Below are 20,177 nucleotides of genomic sequence, written 5' to 3'. Positions count from 1 at the left end.
CGGCCCCGGACGTCCCCCGATAACCTCCCAGTCATGTCCCGTCATGTCGCCATCGTGACCGATTCCACGGCCTATCTGCCCCCGCAGGCGATGGAGCGGCATCGCATCGTCTCCGTTCCGCTCACCGTGGTCCTCGGCCACCGGGCGCTGGAGGAGGGCACGGAGATCTCGGCCCGCTCCGTCGCGCAGGCGCTGCAGAAGCGCAAGCCGGTCACGACGTCCCGCCCGGCCCCGGAGATGTTCGCCGCCGCCTATCGCGCGGCCGCCGCGGCGGGGGCGGACGGGATCGTGTCGCTGCACCTGTCGGCCGAGTTCTCCGGGACCTACGACGCGGCGGTGCTGGCGGCCAAGGACGCCCCGGTGCCGGTGCGCGTGGTGGACAGCGGCATGGTCGCCATGGCGCTCGGCTTCTGCGCGCTGGCGGCGGCCGAGACGGCGGAGAGCGGCGGCGACCTGGACGAGACGGTCGCCGCCGCCGAGAAGCGCGCCGAGGGCACGGCCGCGTACTTCTACGTCGACACCCTCGACTATCTGCGGCGCGGCGGCCGGATCGGGGCCGCGCAGGCGCTGTTCGGCTCGGCCCTGGCGGTCAAGCCCCTGCTGCAACTGGACGGCGGGCGCATCGAGTTGCGGGAGAAGGTCCGTACCGCGTCGAAGGCCATCGCGCGGCTGGAAGAGATCGTCGTGGAGCGGGCCGGCGCGGGCGCCGTGGACATCGCGGTGCACCATCTGGCGGCGGAGGAGCGCGCGGCGGCTCTCGCGGAGCGGCTGCGGGAGCGGGTGCCGGGCCTCGCGGAGCTGTACGTCAGCGAGGTGGGCGCGGTGATCGGGGCGCACACCGGGCCGGGGCTGCTGGGCGCGGTGGTGGCACCGAGGTAGCCCCGGCCGCCGCACGGGCCTGGTCTGGCCTGACCGGCCCGCCCGGCGGGAGGCAGGGCGCGAAGGACGAGGCGTACGGGATCAGTAGCGCAGGGCGTAGGCGATGCGCCGACGCCAGGACTTGGCGCGCTGCGCGCTGTGGAAGCGCGCGTCGTTCTCCAGTACCTCGGTGGCCTTGCGGACCCGTTCCTGGGCGATGGTGATCGCGTCGTCCAGCGGCATCACCAGCGGCAGGTCGAAGAGTTCGACGATGCGCGCCACCCGCTCCCGCACCGTCCCGCCGACCACGTGGTACGGGATCTCCATCTCCTCCAGCGTCTCGATCAGCAGGTCGTCCGACAGCTTCCGGAACGGCTCGGACACCGGCCGGTGCCCGTCCGCCTTCATCGTGAACTCCACCGGGAGGTGCACGTAGGCGTCGTAGATCCGCTTGGCGCGCGCCTTGGTGATCTCCCCGTACGCGTGCATGTACTGCCGGTAGAAGGGCTTGGCGGGCAGTCCCGCCATGCCCTTGAGCGCCCGGAGGAAGACGTTCGCGCCCGGGTTGATGCCCACGCGCATCCGGGCCTCGCCGTAGATCCACTCGTGGATGACCGAGCCGTCGGAGACGAAGGAGCCGGGCAGCGCCTCGTTGTGGATCCGCTCCTCCAGCCGCCGCAGACCGAGCATCAGCAGCTCGTTCGCGGACAGTTCCTGCACCTGCTTGCCGGGCACCAGGTCCAGCAGGATCTCGCGCGATGTCAGGGCGTGGGTCCGCGGGATGCCGGTCGCGACCGACACCGCCTCCGTGGTGGTGCTCTTGCCGCTGGAGTAGGTGCCGGAGATGGCGAGATGGATGACGCGCTCGCTCGGCGGCGGGGCGGGGGCGGCGGGCGGCGCGGCCGTCGTCACCAGGGGCGGTGGTTCGTGCGTGCTGTTCTTCATCCCCGTGTCCTTCTGGTGTGGGTGTGCGTCTGTGTGGTGGTGGGCGGGGCCGGCGGCGTGGGCACCGGGGGTGCCGGGCTCCGGAGGCGTCGGCGGGCTCATCCGCCCAGCCCCAGGCCGCCGCTCACCGGCAGCATCGCGCCGGTGATGTACCGGCCGGAGTCCCCGGCCAGGTAGCGCACCGCCTCGGCGACGTCCTCGACGGTCCCGGAGCGGCCCAGCGGCGTGATGCGCGTCAGCTCCGCGCGCCGGTGCTCGGTGATCTTCCGGCTCATGTCCGTCTCGATGAGGCCGGGCGCGACGACGTTGACGGTGATGCCCCGGGAACCCAGCTCCCAGGCGAGGGAACGGGCGAAGCCGAGCAAGCCCGCCTTGGACGCGGCGTAGTTGGCCTGGCCAGCCGCTCCGTAGGCGGAGACCATCGAGGAGATCAGGACGATGCGGCCCCAGCGGGCGCGGATCATGCGGGGCGCCGCGCGGCGTACGGTGCGGAACGCGCCGTTGAGGTTGGTGTCCACGACGTCCACGAAGTCCTTCTCGTCCATGCGCAGCAGGAGCGTGTCGCGGGTGATGCCGGCGTTCGCCACCAGCACCTCCACGGGGCCGAGTTCCGCCTCGACCCGCGCGTAGGCCGCGTCGATGCTGGTGGCGTCGGTCATCTCGGCGCGTACGGCGAACAACCGGTCGTCGGGCGGTTCGGCGCCGCGATAGGTCACGGCGACCCGATGGCCGTCGGACCGCAGGGCGCGTGCCACGGCGAGCCCGATGCCGCGATTGCCGCCGGTCACGAGCACGGTCCGGGGCGTCATGCGGCCCTCCGGTGCTCGGGCGGGAGCGCCGTGGCACTGCCCGCGCCGTCGCCGTCCTCGGTGTTCGCGGCAGGGTGCGCGGCCCGGGTGTGGGACAGGCCGGTGGTGACGACGGCGGCGATCTCGGTGAGCAGCTCGCCGTGGGTGGGCAGGCCCGGGGTCACCGCTCGGGCCCCGTACGCGTGACGTGCGGGGCGGCCGTGACCGTGGGCATGATGGCTGCCGGGGCCGGCGGCCCCGCTGACGTCGCCGAGGCCGCCGATGCGCCCAGGGCCGCCGGGCACATCGCCGTCTGACCCACCGAGACATGGCAGGCGTCGAAGACGTGGCGCACGGCGGCGGCCATGCGACCGGGCGGCAGCGCCCCGGGCAGCAGCCGGCGTGCGAACCGGATCCGGGAGCCCCCCGGCGGCTGCTCCTCCTCGTCGAGCAGGAGGGGAGGCAGCAGGGCCGGCGGGACCCGGGAGAACACTTCCTTGGTCCGGGTGAGGAAGGCCGTACCGCGCTCGCGATGGGGCTCGGGCAGCCAGTCCAGGAACGGAAGGCTGAACTCCATGAGTTCCGGGGATTCCTGAGGCTCCGGAACCTCCCGCAGGCTCCGCAGGACGGTGCGCAGCGCCCGCGGAGCCCGTTCCCACTCCTCACGCAGCAGGGGAACGGTGTCCTCCGCGCCGTCGAGGATGACGAGTACGGGCCGGTGGCCGTCCAGGTGCTCGCGGAGCTCGGCCCGGTGCGCTGCCCGCGGCCAGAGGCCCTGCGGGATCCAGGTGCCCCCGCCCGCGTTGTGCCAGATGATCCGGGCCGGTCCCTCGAATACGACGAGCACTTCACCGAAGCGCGTCGCCGGTGTCGATGTCATTTCGCTGTTTCCCCCGAGTTTCTTTTCGAGTGCGACGACGCGCGGCAGGCATGCCGACTCGTGTCGCCGTGCAATTGGTTTCCGCGGCGAATCGAGCGTGCGGAAATCCCTGCGGACGCATATTTCGCGTACGCGAGTGAAAATGGGTGGGGGGTTGGAGAAAGAGTAATCCTGCCGCCGGCACCGGCCGCCTTGCCGCTTTTTGCTTGCCGCTGTCGACGGGATCTTTCTCAGGCCGCGCGGCGGGCGGGCAGTCGATGCGCTATCGAGCACCAGCCGTGAATGCCGCAGAAGTCGTCGACCTTGAGATCGGTGGCCCGCCACAGCTCGCCGTCGAGACTGATCAGGCGGTTCTTGGTGGTGTACGCGGCGGCGTCGAACGGCTCGTCGGCGGGGCGCGTCGGGGTGTCCGCCTCGATGACCATGCGCCGCATCCACAGCGTGTCGCTGCGGCCGCGGGCGAGGTCGTCCTGCGCGTACAGCAGTGCCTGGGCGAGCTGCGCGATGCTGACCAGCGCGTCGACCATGGACACCGACGGCGCGTAGGCGGCCTCGGCGCCGAGCCGGGCGCCCAGTCCGCCTCGTCCGGCCCGTTCGTCCTGGTCAGCGGGGTGGAGCGCGAGCTGCTGCCGGGCGCGCACCCGCTGTCCGGCCAGGTCGACCGCGACATGGCGGGCGGTCTGCCGGTGGGTCTTGTAGCCCTCGCCGTAGACCCGGACCTGCGCCGGGCCGAGCGCGTCCGCGACGGAGTCGAAGACATGGCACACCGGATCGCCGCCGCCGGCGGCGGTGCGCGCGCCGGGTTCGTGCACGAAGGCGCACCTGGCCTTGAGCCCGCCGACACGGCAGTCGTACGTGCTCCGCAACAGGCCGGTGCCCTCCCCCTCGGAGCCGCTTTCCAGCAGCCGGGCGCGGACCGGAAAGTCGGTCAGGTCCTCGTGCGGGCGGTTGCTCGCCCGGATGTCGACCGACCGCAGCCAGGTGCGGCGCTGCTGCTCGGGAGTGAGCCCGTGCCCGGTGTTCAGGTGCACCTCGGCGAGTGACGCGGCGAGCACCAGGACGTCGATGCTGCTGACATGCGGGCGCAGTTCCCGCGCCGACGATTTACGGGACCAGTCCCGCGGATAGGTGAGCGACGCCCATGCGTTGACCTGCGCGCCGGGTGCGGTGGATCCGTCGGCCACAATGTGCCGCAGATACTGGCCGACGCGCTTGTAGCCGGCACCGAAGAAGCGGGATTCGTGTGGACCGAGACAGGCGTCGAGTGAATCGAACAGTAAAAGATCTTCAGTCATTCCCCCGTGGTCCTTCCTGCGTTGCGGTAATCCGCACGTATGGACAGGACGATAATGCGTGCTGCGAGCAGGCTAGCACAAAGAAAAGATCCACACGGGTGTGATGTGTTTCATTTCCATGGAACCCGGATTTCCGGATTCCGTGCACCGAATTCTCTGAGTGCTGAAATGTATGCGATCTTTGTCCGCGGATCATTCTTCGCACGCGACGACGCGGGGCCAGTGGTCCGCGAGCACGCCGCCGAGGATCTCCCGCAGCCGCTCCTGGTCCTCCATCGGCACGGAGGCGAGGAACGCGCGCTCCACGCGGTCCACGGCCTCGGCGGCGGCGGCGACCACCTGCCGTCCCTCGTCGGTCAGATGGAGGATGTAGCGCCGGCGGTCGGCGGGGTTGCGCCGCCGCTCGACGTGGCCGTTGCCCTCCATCTCGTCCACCAGCGCGACCATGGTGGTCGGGTCCAGATTCAGTAGCCTGCTCAGATCCTGCTGGGAGAGGGCGTGTCCGCCTTCGAGGGCGGCGAGCACGAAGTAGTAGCGCATGCGCAGCCCCTGCGCCTCCAGCGCCTGGTCCGCCTCGTGCAGCAGCAGGATCCCGGCCTTGTGGAGGAGGTACCCGGTCCTGCGGACCAGCGGGAAGTCGAACGTGGCGGCGCCCTGGCGGGCGGATGCTGAGCTACGTGGCATGGCGGGCCGATCCGGGGCGGTAGGGGGGTGTGGGCGCCCATTATCGCTGGGTGATCCCCATGATGGGAATCGGCGACCGTCGGGGTTCCGGGCGAATGCCTCGCGGTCAGCGCACTGGTGCCGTGTCCGGTGCGAGGTCGTTCTCCCGGCCGCTGTCCGCGTCGGAGGTATCGGAGGTGTCGGATGCGTCCGGTGCGTCGGATGCATGGGACGCGTCGTCATGCGCGGCGAGGGCGCTCTCGTGCAGGTCCTTGGTGCGGATGAACGCGAAGGAGACGAGTGCGCCGAGGGCGGCCAGCGCCGCGCACACGAGCATGACGTCGTTGAGCCCGTCCGTGAAGGCGGTACGCGCCGCCTGATCCACCTGTGCGGCCAGTTCCGGCTGCCGGATGCCGGCGGCCGCCTCCGCGCCGCCCCCCGCCGCGACCGCCTCGCCGAACTCCTCGGCCCGGTCCCCGAGCGCCCGTCCGGCCGCGGAGCCCACGAACAGGTCGGTGACGCGCGCCTGGAACAGGGCGCCGAAGGCCGCGATGCCCACCGCCACGCCGACCTGCTGGAAGGTCTCCCCGATGCCGGAGGCCATGCCGGCCTTCGACGGTTCCACGACGGCGATGGAGAGGGAGGCGCGGGGCGGGTTGAACAGCCCCATGCCCAGGCCGATTCCGAACATGCTCGGCAGCAGGGCGGTCCACGCGCTGTCCGCGTCCACCACGGTGACCAGTGCCAGGCCGACGGCGATGGAGGCCAGCGCCAGCCCCACGAGCACCCGCTGGGGCATACGGGTCGTCAGACTGCCCGCCACGGCCGCCGCGACGAAGAGGGTGAGGGTCAGCGGCAGGAAGCGTACGCCGGTCTCCCAGGCCGAGAAGCCGAGCACGTTCTGGACGTAGGAGATCTGCAGGAAGATCGCCGACATCGTCGCTGCCGCGCACAGCAGGGTCACGATCGAGATGCCGTTGAACGTCACGTTGCGGAACAGCGCGAGCTGGAGCATCGCCCGCTCGCCGAGCCGCCGCTCGATCAGCCAGAAGACGGCGAAGAGGACCGCGGAGACGGCGAACATGACGAAGATCGGGGCGCTGCGCCAGCCTTCGGTCTCACCGCGGAGGAAGCCCAGTACCAGCAGGCCGAGCGCGCCGGAGAACGTCGACAGGCCCCACCAGTCGATGCGCTGGGCCCGCGGGTCGCGCGACTCGCGCATCCGGAGCGCGCCCGTCAGCAGGGCCGCCAGTCCGATCGGAACGTTGACCAGGAAGATCCAGCGCCAGGTGAGGCCCTCGGTGAGGGCGCCGCCGATGAGCGGACCGAACGCGATGGCGAGTCCCGCCACGCCGCCGAAGACGCCGAAGGCCCACCCGCGGTCCTTGCCCCGGTACTCGTGCCCGATCAGCGCCGGCCCGATGGCGAACAGCACCGCCCCGCCGATGCCCTGAACGCCGCGGGCGACGGACAGGAAGAGCGCGTCCGGGGCGATGCCGCAGGCGAGGGAGGCGAGTACGAAGATCACGAACCCGGCGTTGAAGACCCTCTTGCGGCCGAGCCGGTCCGCCAGGGAACCCGCGGTCAGCAGGAACACCGCCAGGCCCAGGGCGTAGGCGTCCAGGACCCACTGGAGTTCGGAGAACGAGGCGTCGAAGGTCGCGCGCATGTCGGGCAGTGCCACGTTCACCACGGTCAGGTCGAGCATGAGCATGAACGTCGCGACGCAGACGGCGGTGAGTGTCCAGCCGCGGCCCGTGTTCCTGGCTTCCTCGGCGGTTCGCTGGGATTGCTCGGGCATGGTCTCCCCCGGGTTCTGCATGATCGATCCATTTGGCAAATCATCGGAATCGCAGATTATCTGAGACCGTATCATGTGCTGTGCCGATGGTGTGAGGCTTCGCGAAGTCCCCGTGTGGGTGACGGCGTTGTCCACAAGCGGCCCGGCATCCCCAGGAATTGGCCGGCCGGGGCGGGCATGGCGCCGATCCGCCTACCGTCGGCGCATGGACGTGCGATCACGGAACGTCACCAGCTCGGCGCCACCGACGGCCTCGGCCCCGGCCGGCGCACGGCCCGCGCATGAGCGCGCGGCGGAGTTACTGGGCGAGCCCGGTCCGGCGACCGGAGCCGGCGCCCCGGCTGATGCCGCGTCTGACGTGCCATCTGATGCTCGGCATGACCCCGCGCTTGGCCGAAGCCCTGACAGGGGGACGCGTGGCGGCCGTGCCACGGGCGGCGACCGCTCCGGCGGCGGGTCCGGGAACGGGAGCCGCTCCGGCGGATCCTCGGGGCACGGGAGCCGCTCCGGTGGTGGATCCTCCGAGCGCTGGGGCCGCTCCGGCGTCGGCTCCTCCGGGATCGGTGACCGCACTGACGGCGGCTCCGGCCGGGGCGGGATGTCCCGGCGAGAACGGCTGCGGCTCACCGTCCAAGAGCGGTTGCCGCTGTGGTGGCAGACCAGATGCGGCGTCGAGCCACGCGCGTTGGCGGCGCTCGCGGTCGTGCTGCTCGTGGCGGCGGGCTTCGCCGTCTACCACTTCTGGGTCGGGCGGCCGCAGACCGTACGGGCTCCGGCTCCCGAGCCGCCCAGAGCGGCGACCCAGCCGTCGGCCGACGGTGCCGTCACGGCCGGAGCCGCTCCGACGGCGGGCGCGCCTCCCCATCCGTCGGCGAGCGGTGGTCGCGCCGTCGTCGTCGACGTGACGGGCAGGGTCCGCGATCCGGGGGTGCTTCGGCTGCCGCTGGGCGCACGGGTGGCAGACGCGCTCAAGGCGGCCGGGGGAGTGCGGCCGGGCACCGACGTCAGCGGACTGAACCGCGCACGGGTGCTGGTGGACGGGGAACAGCTCGTCGTCGGGGCGCCACCGGGGCCCGGCCCGGGCGGCGGTGGCCCCGGAGCCTCGGCCGCCGGGACGGGCGGCGGACCACCGGGCGGCTCCGCCACCGGCTCGCCTGGCGGGGCGGCGGCACCCGCCGGACCGGTGAGCCTCAACTCCGCCACGGCGGAGCAACTCGACACCCTCCCCGGAGTCGGTCCGGTCCTCGTCCAGCACATCCTGGACTACCGCGCCCAGCACGGCGGTTTCCGCTCCGTCGACGAACTGCGGCAGGTCACCGGCATCGGCCCGCGCCGCTTCGCCGACCTCCGACCCCTGGTCCAGCCATGACGGGCACGGACACCCCGCGGGCGCGCCCTGTCGGCGCCATGTCTGGTGCGGACACCCCGCGGGCGCGTGCTGTCGGCGCCATGTCGGGTGCCGACACTCCGGGGACGCCTGCTGTCGGCGCCATGACGGACACGGGGGACACCCCGCGGACCCGCCCCGTCGGCGACATGACGGACACGGCGGACGCCCCGCGGACCCGGGCCCCGGTCCACGCGGCGGCGGCCTCGCCACGCGGTGCCGCGAACCCCCGGCAGGAGGGCCCGGCCGACCTGCGCCTGGTGCCGCCCGCCCTGGCCGCGTGGGCCGCGGCGGCCCTGGCTCTGGACGCCCCTGGCGGGGCGGTGACCGCGGCCTGCACCGGGGCGGTGCTGACGGCCTGCGTACTGCTCTGGGCCGCCGCCCACCGCCGGGGCGCGGCGCGGCGACCCGGCCGCGGCCCCGGACGCGAGGCGGCTCGGATGGCGCCCGAACACCGGGCAGAGGGCGAGGACACCCCTCCGCCGCCGGACGTGGACGGCGGACCCGCTGTCCCGCCGTCCCGGGCTCGGGGGCCGGGCCGGACGGACAGCCCGGCGGGCGCGCGGGGACGGAACGCGGGCATCCTCGTCGCCATCGCCATGGCGCTGCTCTGCGCCGCCGCCGGCGGAGCCGTGGCCGGGCTGCGGGCGGCGGAGTCCCATCGGGGGCCGGTGCCCGAACTTGCCCGGCGGTACGGCGAGGCCACCGTGCAGGTGACGGTGACCGGCGACCCACGGCGCGCCCGGCCACGGGTTCGCGGTGCCGCCCAGGCTCCGGCGTCCGTGGTGTTCGCCGCCGAGGCCACCCGCGTCACGGCGCTCGACGGTACGGTCACCACGGCTCGGGTGCCCGTCGTGGTCATGGTTCAGCCGCGCGGCAGCGCGCGGGAGGCGTGGCTCGCGCTGCTGCCGTCCACCCGCCTGCGGGTCTCCGGGCGGCTGGCACCGCCCCTGCGGAGCGCGGACGAGGCCGGCGCCGTCATCCGCGTCGCGGGCGGCGGACCGCCACGCGTCACCGGCCCGCCCACCACCGCACAGCGCGTCGCGGGACGGCTGCGGGCCGGGTTGCGCACCGCCACCGACGGGCTCGGCGCCGACGCGCGGGCGCTGCTGCCGGGCCTGGTCGTCGGCGACACCTCGCGGGTGCCGCCGGAGCTCGAGGACGCGTTCCGCGCCACGGATCTGACGCACCTGCTGGCGGTCAGCGGCAGCAATCTGACCCTGATTCTCGCCCTGCTCATCGGCCCACCGCGGCTCGCGGGGCGCGCCGAGCGGCGCGGCCTCGCCGCCCGGCTGGGTGTCCCGCTGCGTACGACGGCCCTGCTCGGCGGCGGGCTCACGCTCGCGTTCGTCGTGGTGTGCCGACCGGAGCCGAGTGTGCTGCGGGCGGCGGCCTGCGGGCTCATCACGCTCCTGGCGATCGGCACCGGCCGCAGCCGGTCCCTGCTCCCCGCGCTCGCCGCCGCCGTACTCGCCCTCGTCCTCTACGATCCGTGGCTTGCCCGGAGCTACGGGTTCCTGCTGTCCGTGCTGGCCACCGGTGCCCTGCTGGCCCTCGCGCCGCGCTGGACCGCCGCGCTGTGCCGCCGCGGGTGGCCGCCCCGCCTGGCGCAGGTCCTGGCGGCCGCGGCCGCCGCCCAGGCGGTGTGCGCGCCGGTGGTCGTGGTGCTGGCGGCCAGGGTGAGCCTGGTGGCCGTCCCCTGCAACCTGCTCGCCGAGTTCGCGATCGGACCCGCCACCATCCTCGGCTTCGCCGCACTCGCCACCGCGCCGTTCGCCCTGCCCGTGGCCAGGGCACTGGTATGGCTGGCGGCCTGGCCGGTGGAGTGGATCGCGGCAGTGGCCCGCACCGGAGCGGGCCTGCCCGGCGCGGAAGCCGACTGGCCGGGAGGCTGGGGCGGCGCGCTGCTGCTGGCCGCGGTGATCGGCGTGGCCGTGCCGCTGGGCCGCCGGCTGCCCGCCCGCCGGTGCGCCTCTGCCGCCTGCGCGCTCCTGCTGCTGGCCGTGGTGCTGCGCCCGCCTCCGCTGACCCGGTTCGTCACTGGCTGGCCGCCGCCCGGCTGGCTGATGGTGGCCTGCGACGTGGGCCAGGGAGATGCCCTGGTGCTGTCCGCCGGGGACCGCTCGGCCGTGGTCGTGGACACCGGGCCCGAGCCGCGCGCGGTCGACCGGTGCCTGCGCGCCCTCGGGGTCGAGCGCATCCCCTTGCTCGTGCTGACCCACTTTCACGCGGACCATGTCGCCGGGCTGGCGGGGGCGTTGCGGGGCCGTGCCGTCGGGGCCATCGAAACGACCGCCCTGTGGGAACCGCGCGGCCAGGCCGAGTCGGTGCACCGGCTGGCCCGGGCCGCCCGGATCCCGGTGGTGGTCGCGGTGCCCGGGGAGCGCCGCCGGATCGGCCCGCTGTCCTGGGAGGTGCTGTGGCCGGCCGGGACGACGGCGCGGCTCCCGGTGGAGGGGCCGAACGACGCGAGCGTGGCCCTGCTGGTCCGTAGCGCCGAGCTGTCACTGCTGCTCCTCGGCGATCTCGAACCCCCTGCCCAGCAGGGGCTGCTGGCCGCCCATCCCGCACTGTCGCACGTCGACGTCGTCAAGGTCGCCCATCATGGTTCGGCCTACCAGGACCCGGAACTGATACGCCGTCTGAGCCCGCGCCTCGCCGTGATCTCGTGCGGCGCGCAGAACCCCTACGGGCATCCGTCGCCCCGCACGGTGGCGGCCCTGCGGGACGCGGGGGCGGCCGTGGTCCGTACCGACACCGACGGCGCGGTCGCGGTCGTCGGCTCGGGGGCCGGGCTGCGGGCGGCGGTCAGGGGCGGCAGGCGGAGTCCGCCACGCTCTGCCGGTCGGCGCAGGGCACGTGCTTGTACATTCGCATGAGGTTCTTCGCGGTGTCGCTGTTCATGAAGGCCAGGAACTTGGCTGTGAGGGAGCCGTCCTCCGGCCGCCCGTAGGTGTAGAGGTACTCGACCGCCCAGAAGGGATAATCGCGTTGCCTGCCCCATTCGATGTCCGGTTCGTGGCCGTCCAGCCGGACCGTGACGACGTCGCGGTGCTCGGTCGCCGCGTACGTCTCCGTGTAACCGATCGCGCCCGACACCCGGTTGACGGTGTCGAGCAGGTCGCCGGTGCTGTTGACTTCGCAGCGGGTGACGCGCGCCCGCCGGTCCCGGTCCCTGGTGGCGCAGTCGAAGGAGGAGACCACGGCGGTCTCCGAGCGGTCCAGCACCCTCGTCTCGAAGGTTCTGCGGGTGCCGGACCGGCTGTCGCGGCTGACCAGGCGGATCGGCTGGTCGGCGCCGCCCAGTTGCCGCCAGTCGGTGTACGTGCCGTCGTAGATCTTGCGCACCTGGGCGAGCGTGAGGTTGTCGACGCCGTTGCGCCGGTTGGCCACCAGGCTGAGCAGGACGATGCCGACCGGCTGCCGGCCGCCCAGACCGCGGTACGACTCCGGCGCGGGGACGTCCGACATGGCGATGAAACCGGGGCTGCCGCCGCGCGCCGCCCGCCCGGCCCGGTCCAGGTTCCCCAGCCCCGCCAGGCTGCCGTTCCGGTGCACGGTGATCTCGGCACCGGGGCACTGCTTCTCGTACGCCTTGCCTATCTCGGCCATGGGCGGCGCGAAGGCGGTGGAGCCGTCGACGGTCAGCCGACCGGAGGCGCAGGCGGTGGCGTCGACCGTGCGCCCGGGGCTGCTCAGCAGCAGCCCGCAGAGCAGGCCGACCAGAATGATGAAGATCCCGCCGAGGGCGAGATGCGGAGTGCTCGGACCGCGCCGCTGGGCGTTGCGTCTGATCCGGCCGCCGCTGAGAAAGCCGTCCACCGCGACCCGGTCGCCGGAGCCGGAGAGCAGGACCAGCAGCTTGAAGTGGTCCCGCCGGTTGAGCGGCACCTTGGGGACGACGAGTCTGCTGCCCTCGGGCCGGAGCCCGTTGTTGCGGGTCAGCATCGCCTGCAACGTCGGCGGATTGGCGTCCGGCACCTCGACCCCGACGACCGTCCGGCCGGGGAAGCGGACGGTCAGCGGCTCCTGGTAGTCGTGCCGGACGATGTCCTTGCTGCCGTCGTTCTCGACGCGCAGCAGCGCCAGCGTCGCGTCGGCGACTTCCTGGTTCTCCCGGAGCAGCCGCAACTGCACGATGCTGTGGGCCGCTTGCGGATTCATGCCGATCGCGGTGTCCATCTGCACCCGGTAGCCGATGCGCTTGCGCCCCGGGAGGAAGCGCTCCACCGCCCAGACCGCGCCGGTGGCCACCAGCCCGGCGGCGGCCAGGATGGTCTCGGTGTCAGGAAGGGCCACGGCCACCTCGCACACATGGTCGTTTATGGACGCGAGCAATCTATGGAGGACGCGCGCCCTCCGGTCGCGCTTGGACGGCCCGTCACCAGAGGTTCATCTACCGGTCCCCGGAGCGCGCCGGACGCCTGCCGCGGACCCGGTCGGGCGCGCACCGCGTCGGTCCCGGACCACGTGGACCGCCACCGTGTCGGTCTCGTACCACGTGGTTTTCGGACCGCGCGGACTTCAGACCGCGTGGTCCTCCAGCCACCCGTCGTACTCCTCGGCCAGCTCGTGCAGCGTCCCCGCGTCCAGGCGCCCCGCCGCGTCCTCCACCACCACCAGCCACTGCGCGTCCTCGGCGTCGTCCTCGCCCGCCAGCGCGTCCCGCACCAGGTGCGGCTCCTCCTCCAGCCCGAAGCGCTCGGTCAGGTTCTCGGCCAGCTCTTCGGCGGCATCGCGGTCGGGCAGCACCAGGACGTGTCGTTCGTTCACCGGATCATTGTCCGACAGCGAGGAGTGTCAGTGGCCCGTGGGATGCTGGTCGGCGATGGCCAGGAAGAGTACGACCGACGACCCGCTCGCCCCCGTGACCCTCGCCGTGGGACAGGAGGACCTCCTCCTCGACCGCGCCGTGCAGCAGGTCGTCGCGGCGGCCCGAGCCGCCGACCCCGACACCGATGTGCGCGACCTCGCCCCCGACGCGCTGCAGCCCGGCACGCTCGCGGAGCTGACCAGCCCTTCGCTGTTCGCGGAGCGGAAGGTGGTGGTGGTCCGCAACGCCCAGGACCTCTCCGCGGACACGATCAAGGACGTCAAGGGCTACCTCACCGCTCCCGCCGAGGAGATCACCCTCGTCCTGCTGCACGCCGGAGGCGCCAAGGGCAAGGGGCTGCTGGACGCGGCGCGCAAGGCGGGGGCGCGCGAGGTCGCGTGCCCGAAGATGACCAAGCCCGCCGACCGGCTTGCGTTCGTGCGGTCGGAGTTCCGGGCCACCGGCCGTTCCGCGACCCCGGAGGCGTGCCAGGCCCTGGTCGACGCCATCGGCAGCGACCTGCGGGAGCTGGCCAGCGCCTGCGCCCAGTTGGTCGCGGACATCGAGGGCACCATCGACGAAGCCGTCGTCGCCCGCTACTACACGGGCCGGGCCGAGGCGTCGAGCTTCACCGTCGCCGACCGGGCCGTCGAGGGCCGCACGGCCGAGGCGCTCGAAGCGCTCCGCTGGGCGATGGCGACCGGCGTCGCGCCGGTGCTGATCACCAGCGCGCTCGCCCAGGGCGTGCGCGCCATCGGCAAGCTGGCCTCCGCCCCACGCGGGGCGCGCCCCGCCGACCTGGCCCGCGAGCTGGGCATGCCGCCGTGGAAGATCGACCGGGTGCGGCAGCAGATGCGCGGCTGGTCGGCGGACGGGGTGGCGGTCGCGCTGCGCGCGGTGGCCGAGGCGGACGCGGGCGTCAAGGGCGGCGGCGACGACCCGGAGTACGCCCTGGAGAAGGCCGTGGTCACCATCGCCCGTGCGGCCCGCGCGGGCCGCCGGCACTGACGTCGCGGCGGCCCGAGCGCGGGCGACCTGCGCGTGGCGGGCCCACGCGTGGCGGCGGCGCGTACGCGGCCGTGCTGTCGGCCTACTGGCCCTGAGCGGCCTGCTTCTCCTTCAGCTTCGCCAACGTCGCCGTGGCGCTCTTCCGCAGCATGTCGGTGGCCTCCTCAGCGGTCGTCGGCTTGCCCTTGGCCTCGGGGTCGCGCAGCTCCGACCACTTGGACTCGTACGTCAGCCATCCGTCGCGGACGGCGAGGGTCACATCGGCCGTGTTGTCGGTGCTGCCGTCATTCGCCACCTCCGTCACCAGGAACGCCTCCTCGCCGAGGCCCGATGCCGGTTTCACGACGTAGTGGTATGCCGCCCCGCTCTTCTTGCCCTCGTACGCCTTGTACCGCGCCGCGAACTCGGGGCCGGGTCGGACTTCCTGTGCAGGTACACCTCGGTGTTGACGTACGTCGACGAGAACTCGGAGGGGCCCCGGTCCGGCGGGTTGAAGTCCAGGTCGCAGGTCATCGAGTCGAGCGCCGACTGCTGGGACCCCGACGCCAGAGGGTTGCCCTCGCGCTCCTGCAGCGCATAGCCGCGTGCCTCGTAGGGGCCGAGATCGGTGGCTTTGCACAGATCGGTGACGTAGTGATAGCCCGCCAGATTCGCCTTGGGCTTCTTCTCGGCCGCCGGCTTGTCGTCATCGTCGAAGGCGCCGGTGGCGAAGAGCACGCCCGCCCAGACCGCCGAGGCGGCGACCGCCCCGCCGAGGCCCCAGAGCCAGCCCCGGCTCCGACCGGCGCCGGTCGGCGGCGCCGCGGGGGGCGGGGTGGTGGGCCCGAAGCCGCCGGATGAGGGGAGCGGCGTCCCCGGCAGCGTCGGCTGCGCGTACGGACCGGGCGCGCCGGCCTGGGCCGCGGGCTGCTGCGGCACCTGCGCCGCATATGGGTTCGGCTGTCCGTGCGGCTGCGGCTGCGGTGGGCCGTACGGCTGGGGCTGCTGGGCGTACGGATTCGGTTGTTCCCCCGGTATTGACATGTACGAAGCGTACCGGAGCGTGTACATGACGCGAGGCCCGGTGCGGTCCTGGGGAAGGACGGCACCGGGCCTCGCGGTGAAGCTGGGTGTGCGCCGCACCCGCGTGGCGAACGCAGGCCGCGTGCGGCGCAATGCTGCTGTGCAGGAGGCTCCTGCGGGCCGCCGGTCGGAGCGGGTGAGAGGGACCGCTGTGTGCCCGTCCCGGCGAAGGGCTTGACGCCCGGGTGAGGTCAGCCCTTGAGGGCGGCGACCTGCTGCGCCAGCGCCGACTTCTTGTTGGCGGCGGCGTTCTTGTGCATCACGCCCTTGCTCGCGGCCTTGTCGAGCTTCTTGCCGGCCTCGCCCAGGGCGACGGTGGCCTTCTCGACGTCACCGGCGGCCACGGCCTCACGGGTCTTGCGGATCGCGGTCTTGACCGAGGACTTGACGGCCTTGTTGCGCAGGCGCGCCTTCTCGTTGGTCTTGTTCCGCTTGATCTGGGACTTGATGTTCGCCACGAATGAGCCTTTTCAGGTTCGAATGGAATTGCTTCTTGATCAGCTGTTCGACAGCTGTGCGCCTCGGGCTGAGAGGGCACGAGGCACAGTGGTCCAGGCTACCAGCAGGCTCTATCGCGTCCCAAACCGAAGGGCGGCGCCCAGTCGTGGGACGATAGGGGGACATACACCGAGTCCCGCCTAGACACAGGACGCTGCGTGCCCGCGACCCCTACCCATGTGCCGGAGCCAAGCCGTACCGACCCGGCGCTCATCCGCAACTTCTGCATCATCGCGCACATCGACCACGGCAAGTCGACGCTCGCCGACCGGATGCTCCAGCTGACCGGCGTGGTCGAGCAGCGGCAGATGCGCGCGCAGTACCTCGACCGCATGGACATCGAGCGTGAGCGCGGTATCACGATCAAGTCCCAGGCGGTCCGGCTGCCCTGGGCGCCCACGCAGGGCGAGGCCGCGGGCAACACCCACATCCTCAACATGATCGACACGCCGGGCCACGTGGACTTCACCTACGAGGTCTCGCGTTCGCTGGCGGCCTGTGAGGGCACCGTCCTGCTGGTCGACGCGGCCCAGGGCATCGAGGCCCAGACCCTCGCCAACCTCTACCTGGCGATGGAGAACGACCTCACGATCATCCCGGTCCTCAACAAGATCGACCTCCCGGCCGCCCAGCCGGAGAAGTTCTCCGAGGAACTGGCCGGTCTCATCGGCTGCGATCCCGAGGACGTCCTCAAGGTCTCCGCGAAGACCGGCGTCGGCGTGGACGCGCTGCTGGACCGGGTCGTGGAGCGGATCCCGGCCCCGGTCGGCGTCGCCGACGCCCCCGCCCGCGCGATGATCTTCGACTCGGTCTACGACTCCTACCGCGGCGTCGTCACCTACGTCCGGGTCGTGGACGGCCAGCTGTCCAAGCGCGAGCGCATCCGGATGATGTCCACCGGCGCCACCCACGAGCTGCTGGAGATCGGCACCAACTCTCCGGAGATGCTGCCCGCCGACGGCCTCGGCGTCGGCGAGGTGGGCTATCTGATCACCGGTGTGAAGGACGTCCGCCAGTCCAAGGTCGGCGACACCATCACCCAGCAGTCGGGCGGTGCCACCGAGGCCCTGGGCGGCTACAAGGATCCCAAGCCGATGGTGTTCTCCGGCCTCTACCCGCTGGACGGCTCCGACTACCCGGACCTCCGCGAGGCCCTGGACAAGCTCCAGCTCAACGACGCGGCCCTGGTCTACGAGCCGGAGACCTCCGCGGCGCTCGGCTTCGGCTTCCGCGTCGGCTTCCTCGGCCTGCTCCACCTCGACGTGATCCGCGAGCGCCTGGAGCGGGAGTTCGGCCTCGACCTGATCGCCACCGCCCCCAACGTGGTCTACCGCGTGCTCATGGAGGACGGCAGCGAGCACACGGTCACCAACCCGAGCGAGTTCCCCGAGGGCAAGATCGGCGAGGTCTACGAGCCGGTCGTGCGCGCCACGATCCTCGCCCCCAGCGAGTTCATCGGCTCGATCATGGAGCTGTGCCAGACCCGTCGCGGCACGCTCCTCGGCATGGACTACCTCTCCGAGGACCGCGTCGAGATCCGCTACACGCTGCCGCTCGCCGAGATCGTCTTCGACTTCTTCGACCAGCTGAAGTCCAAGACCCGCGGCTACGCCTCGCTCGACTACGAGCCCACCGGCGAGCAGGCGTCCAGCCTGGTCAAGGTCGACATCCTGCTGCACGGCGACAAGGTCGACGCCTTCTCCGCCATCACGCACAAGGACGCGGCGTACGCGTATGGCGTACGGCTCGTCGCCAAGCTGAGGGAGCTCATCCCTCGGCAGGCGTTCGAGGTGCCGGTCCAGGCCGCGATCGGCTCCCGGGTCATCGCCCGCGAGACCATCCGCGCCATCCGTAAGGACGTCCTCGCCAAGTGCTACGGCGGTGACATCTCCCGTAAGCGGAAGCTGCTGGAGAAGCAGAAGGAGGGCAAGAAGCGGATGAAGATGGTCGGCTCGGTGGAGGTGCCGCAGGAGGCGTTCATCGCGGTGCTGTCCAGCGACGAGTCCGGCGGCCAGGGCAAGGGCAAGAAGTAGCCACCCGCTTCGACCGCAGCCCCGTACGGCCCGGCGTACTCCGCGCCGGGCCGCACGTTCGCCTGCGAGGCATAGCCGAGCGTAGTTAATCGATTACGCTTTCAACAACGTCCGGCCAGACCCTTATCAAGCAGGTGTCCGGCCCTTACCCTGATCTCGCTCGAAGGTTACTCGTGAGTCAACAAGGGCTGAGGCGGGCCCTGCGGAGGATGCCGTGACCGACACACAGAAGCTGCTCGACACCCGGCCGGCGTCCCTGGCGACGCTCTTCCTCGAACGCGTCGAAGAGACACCGGACACCGAGGCGTACCGCTACCCGGTGCCGTCAACCTCCGGAACGGGCCCCGACGACTGGCGCTCGCTGACCTGGCGGCAGACCGCCGACCGGGTCTTCGCCATCGCCGCCGGACTCGTCGACCTCGGGCTGCACCCGGAAGAGCGGGTGGCGCTGGCCTGCAGCACCCGCGTCGAGTGGATCCTCGCCGACCTCGGCGTGCTGTGCGCGGGAGCGGCCACGACCACCGTCTACCCGAGCACCAACGCCGAGGAGACGGCGTTCATCCTCGCCGACTCCGGCAGCCGGGTCCTGATCGCCGAGGACGCGGCCCAGCTCGCCAAGGCGCGCGAGAAGCGCGCCGAGCTGCCCGAGCTCCGCCACGTCGTCGTGATCAAGGCCGAGGACGCGGCGCCCGCCGAGGGCGACCCCGACGGCTGGGTGCTCTCCCTCGACGAGCTGGAGAAGCGCGGCGCGGCCTATCTGGCCGAGCACCCCGACTCCGTACAGGAGCGGATGGACGCACTCCGCTCCGACCAGCTCGCGACCCTGATCTACACCTCCGGCACCACCGGCCGACCCAAGGGCGTCCGGCTCCCGCACGACGCCTGGTCCTACATGGCCCGCGCGATCCAGGGCACCGGCCTGATCCGGAGCGACGACCTGCAGTACCTGTGGCTGCCGCTGTCGCACGTCTTCGGCAAGGTGCTGACCGCGCAGCAGATCGCCCTCGGCCACGCCACGGCCGTGGACGGCCGGGTCGACAAGATCATCGAGAACCTGCCGATCGTCCGGCCCACCTACATGTGCGCCGTACCGCGCATCTTCGAGAAGGTCTACAACGGCGTGGCGACCAAGGCCCGCGAGGGCGGCGCCGCCAAGTACAAGATCTTCCTGTGGGCCGCCGACGTGGCCCGCGAGTACGCCAAGGTCTCGCAGGACACCTTCCGCCGCACCGGCCGCGCGGACGTCCCCTTCGGCCTCAGGGCCAAGCACGCCGTCGCCGACAAGCTCGTCTACGCCAAGCTGCGCGACGCGTTCGGCGGCAGGCTGCGCGCCACCGTCTCCGGCTCGGCCGCGCTCGCCCCCGACATCGGCTACTTCTTCGCGGGCGCGGGCATCAACATCCTGGAGGCGTACGGCCTCACCGAGTCCAGCGCGGCCAGCTTCCTCAACCCGGAGAACTACCGCACCGGCACCGTCGGCAAGGCGCTGCCCGGCCTGGAGGTGCGGATCGCGGAGGACGGCGAGATCCTGCTGCGCAGCCCCGGCATCATGCAGGGCTACCACGGCCTGCCGGAGAAGACGGCGGAGGTGCTGGAGCCGGACGGCTGGTTCCACACCGGGGACATCGGCGAGCTGTCGCCCGACGGCTATCTGCGGATCACCGACCGCAAGAAGGACCTGATCAAGACCTCCGGCGGCAAGTACGTGGCACCCGCCGAGGTCGAGGGGCGGTTCAAGGCAGTCTGCCCGTTCGTCTCCAACATCCTGGTGCACGGCGCCGACCGCAACTACTGCACCGCGCTCATCGCCCTCGACGAGCCGACGATCATGGGCTGGGCCGAGGAGCACGGCCTGGCCGCCACGACGTACGCCGACGTCGTGGCCACCCCGGAGGTCAACGAGCTGATCGACGGCTACGTGCGGCGCCTCAACGAGGGGCTCCAGCGCTGGCAGACGATCAAGAAGTTCCGGCTGCTGCCGCGCGACCTGGACGTCGAGCACGGCGAGCTGACCCCGAGCCTCAAGCTCAAGCGACCGGTGGTCGAGCGGGAGTACAAGAACCTGATCGAGGAGATGTACCAGGGAGCGCGCGAGGCGTAGCCTCCGCGAGCCGTACGGGCGGAGCCTCCGCTCAGCCCCGCCCGT

Annotated in this window: 18 protein-coding genes; 6 read left to right on the top strand and 12 right to left on the bottom strand. The window is 72.2% G+C overall.

Translation table 11 applies throughout. The features are described from left to right. Nucleotides 1-33: 33 nt before the first annotated feature. Nucleotides 34-879 (top strand): DegV family protein, encoded by an 846-nt coding sequence (locus Q3Y56_RS10460; protein WP_304461681.1) that lies wholly within the window; start codon nt 34-36, stop codon nt 877-879. Between the two features lie 81 nt (nt 880-960). On the opposite strand, the gene Q3Y56_RS10455 is transcribed toward Q3Y56_RS10460, so the two are convergent. The 7 genes from Q3Y56_RS10455 to Q3Y56_RS10425 form a co-directional block, all read right to left on the bottom strand. Then, the gene (locus Q3Y56_RS10455) at nt 961-1,803 is read right to left on the bottom strand and encodes an ATP-binding protein (RefSeq protein WP_304461680.1); all 843 of its coding nucleotides are present in this window, start codon (nt 1,801-1,803) and stop codon (nt 961-963) included. A 98-nt stretch (nt 1,804-1,901) separates the two neighbouring features. Further along, the gene (fabG, locus tag Q3Y56_RS10450) at nt 1,902-2,612 is read right to left on the bottom strand and encodes a 3-oxoacyl-ACP reductase FabG (protein WP_304461679.1); all 711 of its coding nucleotides are present in this window, start codon (nt 2,610-2,612) and stop codon (nt 1,902-1,904) included. Next, nucleotides 2,609-2,776: a hypothetical protein gene (locus tag Q3Y56_RS10445; RefSeq protein WP_304461678.1), complete on the bottom strand. Its 168-nt coding sequence runs from the start codon at nt 2,774-2,776 to the stop codon at nt 2,609-2,611. Before Q3Y56_RS10445 ends, fabG begins: the two co-directional genes overlap by 4 nt. Beyond that, nucleotides 2,773-3,471 (bottom strand): hypothetical protein, encoded by a 699-nt coding sequence (locus Q3Y56_RS10440; RefSeq protein ID WP_304461677.1) that lies wholly within the window; start codon nt 3,469-3,471, stop codon nt 2,773-2,775. Before Q3Y56_RS10440 ends, Q3Y56_RS10445 begins: the two co-directional genes overlap by 4 nt. Nucleotides 3,472-3,701: 230 nt before the next feature. Then, the gene (locus Q3Y56_RS10435) at nt 3,702-4,766 is read right to left on the bottom strand and encodes an AvrD family protein (RefSeq protein ID WP_304461676.1); all 1,065 of its coding nucleotides are present in this window, start codon (nt 4,764-4,766) and stop codon (nt 3,702-3,704) included. A gap of 192 nt (nt 4,767-4,958) precedes the next feature. Next, nucleotides 4,959-5,450, bottom strand: coding sequence for a MarR family winged helix-turn-helix transcriptional regulator (locus Q3Y56_RS10430; RefSeq protein ID WP_304461675.1), 492 nt, complete (start codon nt 5,448-5,450; stop codon nt 4,959-4,961). A gap of 106 nt (nt 5,451-5,556) precedes the next feature. Then, nucleotides 5,557-7,251 carry an MFS transporter gene (locus Q3Y56_RS10425; RefSeq protein ID WP_304461674.1) on the bottom strand — a complete coding sequence of 565 codons (1,695 nt, stop codon included), beginning with the start codon at nt 7,249-7,251 and terminating at the stop codon, nt 5,557-5,559. Nucleotides 7,252-7,435: 184 nt separating this feature from the next. Between Q3Y56_RS10425 and Q3Y56_RS10420 the strand changes: the two genes are divergently transcribed. Together Q3Y56_RS10420 and Q3Y56_RS10415 are read left to right on the top strand one after the other, a co-directional pair. Then, nucleotides 7,436-8,599, top strand: a complete 1,164-nt coding sequence (locus Q3Y56_RS10420; protein WP_304461673.1) for a ComEA family DNA-binding protein — start codon at nt 7,436-7,438, stop codon at nt 8,597-8,599. Between the two features lie 167 nt (nt 8,600-8,766). Next, the gene (locus tag Q3Y56_RS10415) at nt 8,767-11,496 is read left to right on the top strand and encodes a ComEC/Rec2 family competence protein (protein WP_304465541.1); all 2,730 of its coding nucleotides are present in this window, start codon (nt 8,767-8,769) and stop codon (nt 11,494-11,496) included. On the opposite strand, the gene Q3Y56_RS10410 is transcribed toward Q3Y56_RS10415, so the two are convergent. Further along, nucleotides 11,426-12,916, bottom strand: coding sequence for a substrate-binding domain-containing protein (locus Q3Y56_RS10410; RefSeq protein ID WP_304461672.1), 1,491 nt, complete (start codon nt 12,914-12,916; stop codon nt 11,426-11,428). The two genes, Q3Y56_RS10415 and Q3Y56_RS10410, sit on opposite strands and share 71 nt — an antisense overlap. 225 nt (nt 12,917-13,141) lie before the next feature. Continuing rightward, the gene (locus tag Q3Y56_RS10405; RefSeq protein ID WP_304461671.1) at nt 13,142-13,390 is read right to left on the bottom strand and encodes a hypothetical protein; all 249 of its coding nucleotides are present in this window, start codon (nt 13,388-13,390) and stop codon (nt 13,142-13,144) included. A gap of 55 nt (nt 13,391-13,445) precedes the next feature. Here Q3Y56_RS10405 and holA point away from each other — a divergent pair, with 55 nt between their 5' ends. Continuing rightward, nucleotides 13,446-14,438 carry a DNA polymerase III subunit delta gene (gene holA, locus Q3Y56_RS10400; RefSeq protein WP_304461670.1) on the top strand — a complete coding sequence of 331 codons (993 nt, stop codon included), beginning with the start codon at nt 13,446-13,448 and terminating at the stop codon, nt 14,436-14,438. A gap of 82 nt (nt 14,439-14,520) precedes the next feature. On the opposite strand, the gene Q3Y56_RS10395 is transcribed toward holA, so the two are convergent. The 3 genes from Q3Y56_RS10395 to rpsT form a co-directional block, all read right to left on the bottom strand. Beyond that, entirely contained in the window at nt 14,521-14,781 is a 261-nt protein-coding gene (locus Q3Y56_RS10395; protein ID WP_304461669.1) for a hypothetical protein, read from the bottom strand. Beyond that, complete coding sequence (locus tag Q3Y56_RS10390) at nt 14,778-15,461, bottom strand: hypothetical protein (protein ID WP_304461668.1); 684 nt, start codon at nt 15,459-15,461, stop codon at nt 14,778-14,780. Before Q3Y56_RS10390 ends, Q3Y56_RS10395 begins: the two co-directional genes overlap by 4 nt. A gap of 230 nt (nt 15,462-15,691) precedes the next feature. Further along, nucleotides 15,692-15,958, bottom strand: a complete 267-nt coding sequence (rpsT, locus tag Q3Y56_RS10385) for a 30S ribosomal protein S20 (RefSeq protein ID WP_304461667.1) — start codon at nt 15,956-15,958, stop codon at nt 15,692-15,694. Nucleotides 15,959-16,156: 198 nt separating this feature from the next. Here rpsT and lepA point away from each other — a divergent pair, with 198 nt between their 5' ends. Next, nucleotides 16,157-18,031 (top strand): translation elongation factor 4, encoded by a 1,875-nt coding sequence (gene lepA, locus Q3Y56_RS10380; protein ID WP_304461666.1) that lies wholly within the window; start codon nt 16,157-16,159, stop codon nt 18,029-18,031. Nucleotides 18,032-18,245: 214 nt separating this feature from the next. Next, nucleotides 18,246-20,132 carry a long-chain fatty acid--CoA ligase gene (locus tag Q3Y56_RS10375; protein ID WP_304461665.1) on the top strand — a complete coding sequence of 629 codons (1,887 nt, stop codon included), beginning with the start codon at nt 18,246-18,248 and terminating at the stop codon, nt 20,130-20,132. The last annotated feature ends 45 nt before the right edge of the window (nt 20,133-20,177 follow it).

The organism is Streptomyces sp. XD-27 (genome assembly GCF_030553055.1).
Lineage (GTDB): Bacteria > Actinomycetota > Actinomycetes > Streptomycetales > Streptomycetaceae > Streptomyces.
This window is presented reverse-complemented; position numbering and strand designations above follow the sequence as displayed.

Bases quoted from the DNA above. Each gene is read 5' to 3' on its own strand.
- Q3Y56_RS10460 (WP_304461681.1), top strand. From the start codon at position 34: ATGTCCCGTCATGTCGCCATCGTGACCGATTCCACGGCCTATCTGCCC.
- Q3Y56_RS10455 (WP_304461680.1), bottom strand. From the start codon at position 1,803: ATGAAGAACAGCACGCACGAACCACCGCCCCTGGTGACGACGGCCGCG.
- fabG (WP_304461679.1), bottom strand. From the start codon at position 2,612: ATGACGCCCCGGACCGTGCTCGTGACCGGCGGCAATCGCGGCATCGGG.
- Q3Y56_RS10440 (WP_304461677.1), bottom strand. From the start codon at position 3,471: ATGACATCGACACCGGCGACGCGCTTCGGTGAAGTGCTCGTCGTATTC.
- Q3Y56_RS10435 (WP_304461676.1), bottom strand. From the start codon at position 4,766: ATGACTGAAGATCTTTTACTGTTCGATTCACTCGACGCCTGTCTCGGT.
- Q3Y56_RS10430 (WP_304461675.1), bottom strand. From the start codon at position 5,450: ATGCCACGTAGCTCAGCATCCGCCCGCCAGGGCGCCGCCACGTTCGAC.
- Q3Y56_RS10425 (WP_304461674.1), bottom strand. From the start codon at position 7,251: ATGCAGAACCCGGGGGAGACCATGCCCGAGCAATCCCAGCGAACCGCC.
- Q3Y56_RS10420 (WP_304461673.1), top strand. From the start codon at position 7,436: ATGGACGTGCGATCACGGAACGTCACCAGCTCGGCGCCACCGACGGCC.
- Q3Y56_RS10415 (WP_304465541.1), top strand. From the start codon at position 8,767: ATGACGGACACGGCGGACGCCCCGCGGACCCGGGCCCCGGTCCACGCG.
- holA (WP_304461670.1), top strand. From the start codon at position 13,446: ATGGCCAGGAAGAGTACGACCGACGACCCGCTCGCCCCCGTGACCCTC.
- Q3Y56_RS10390 (WP_304461668.1), bottom strand. From the start codon at position 15,461: ATGTCAATACCGGGGGAACAACCGAATCCGTACGCCCAGCAGCCCCAG.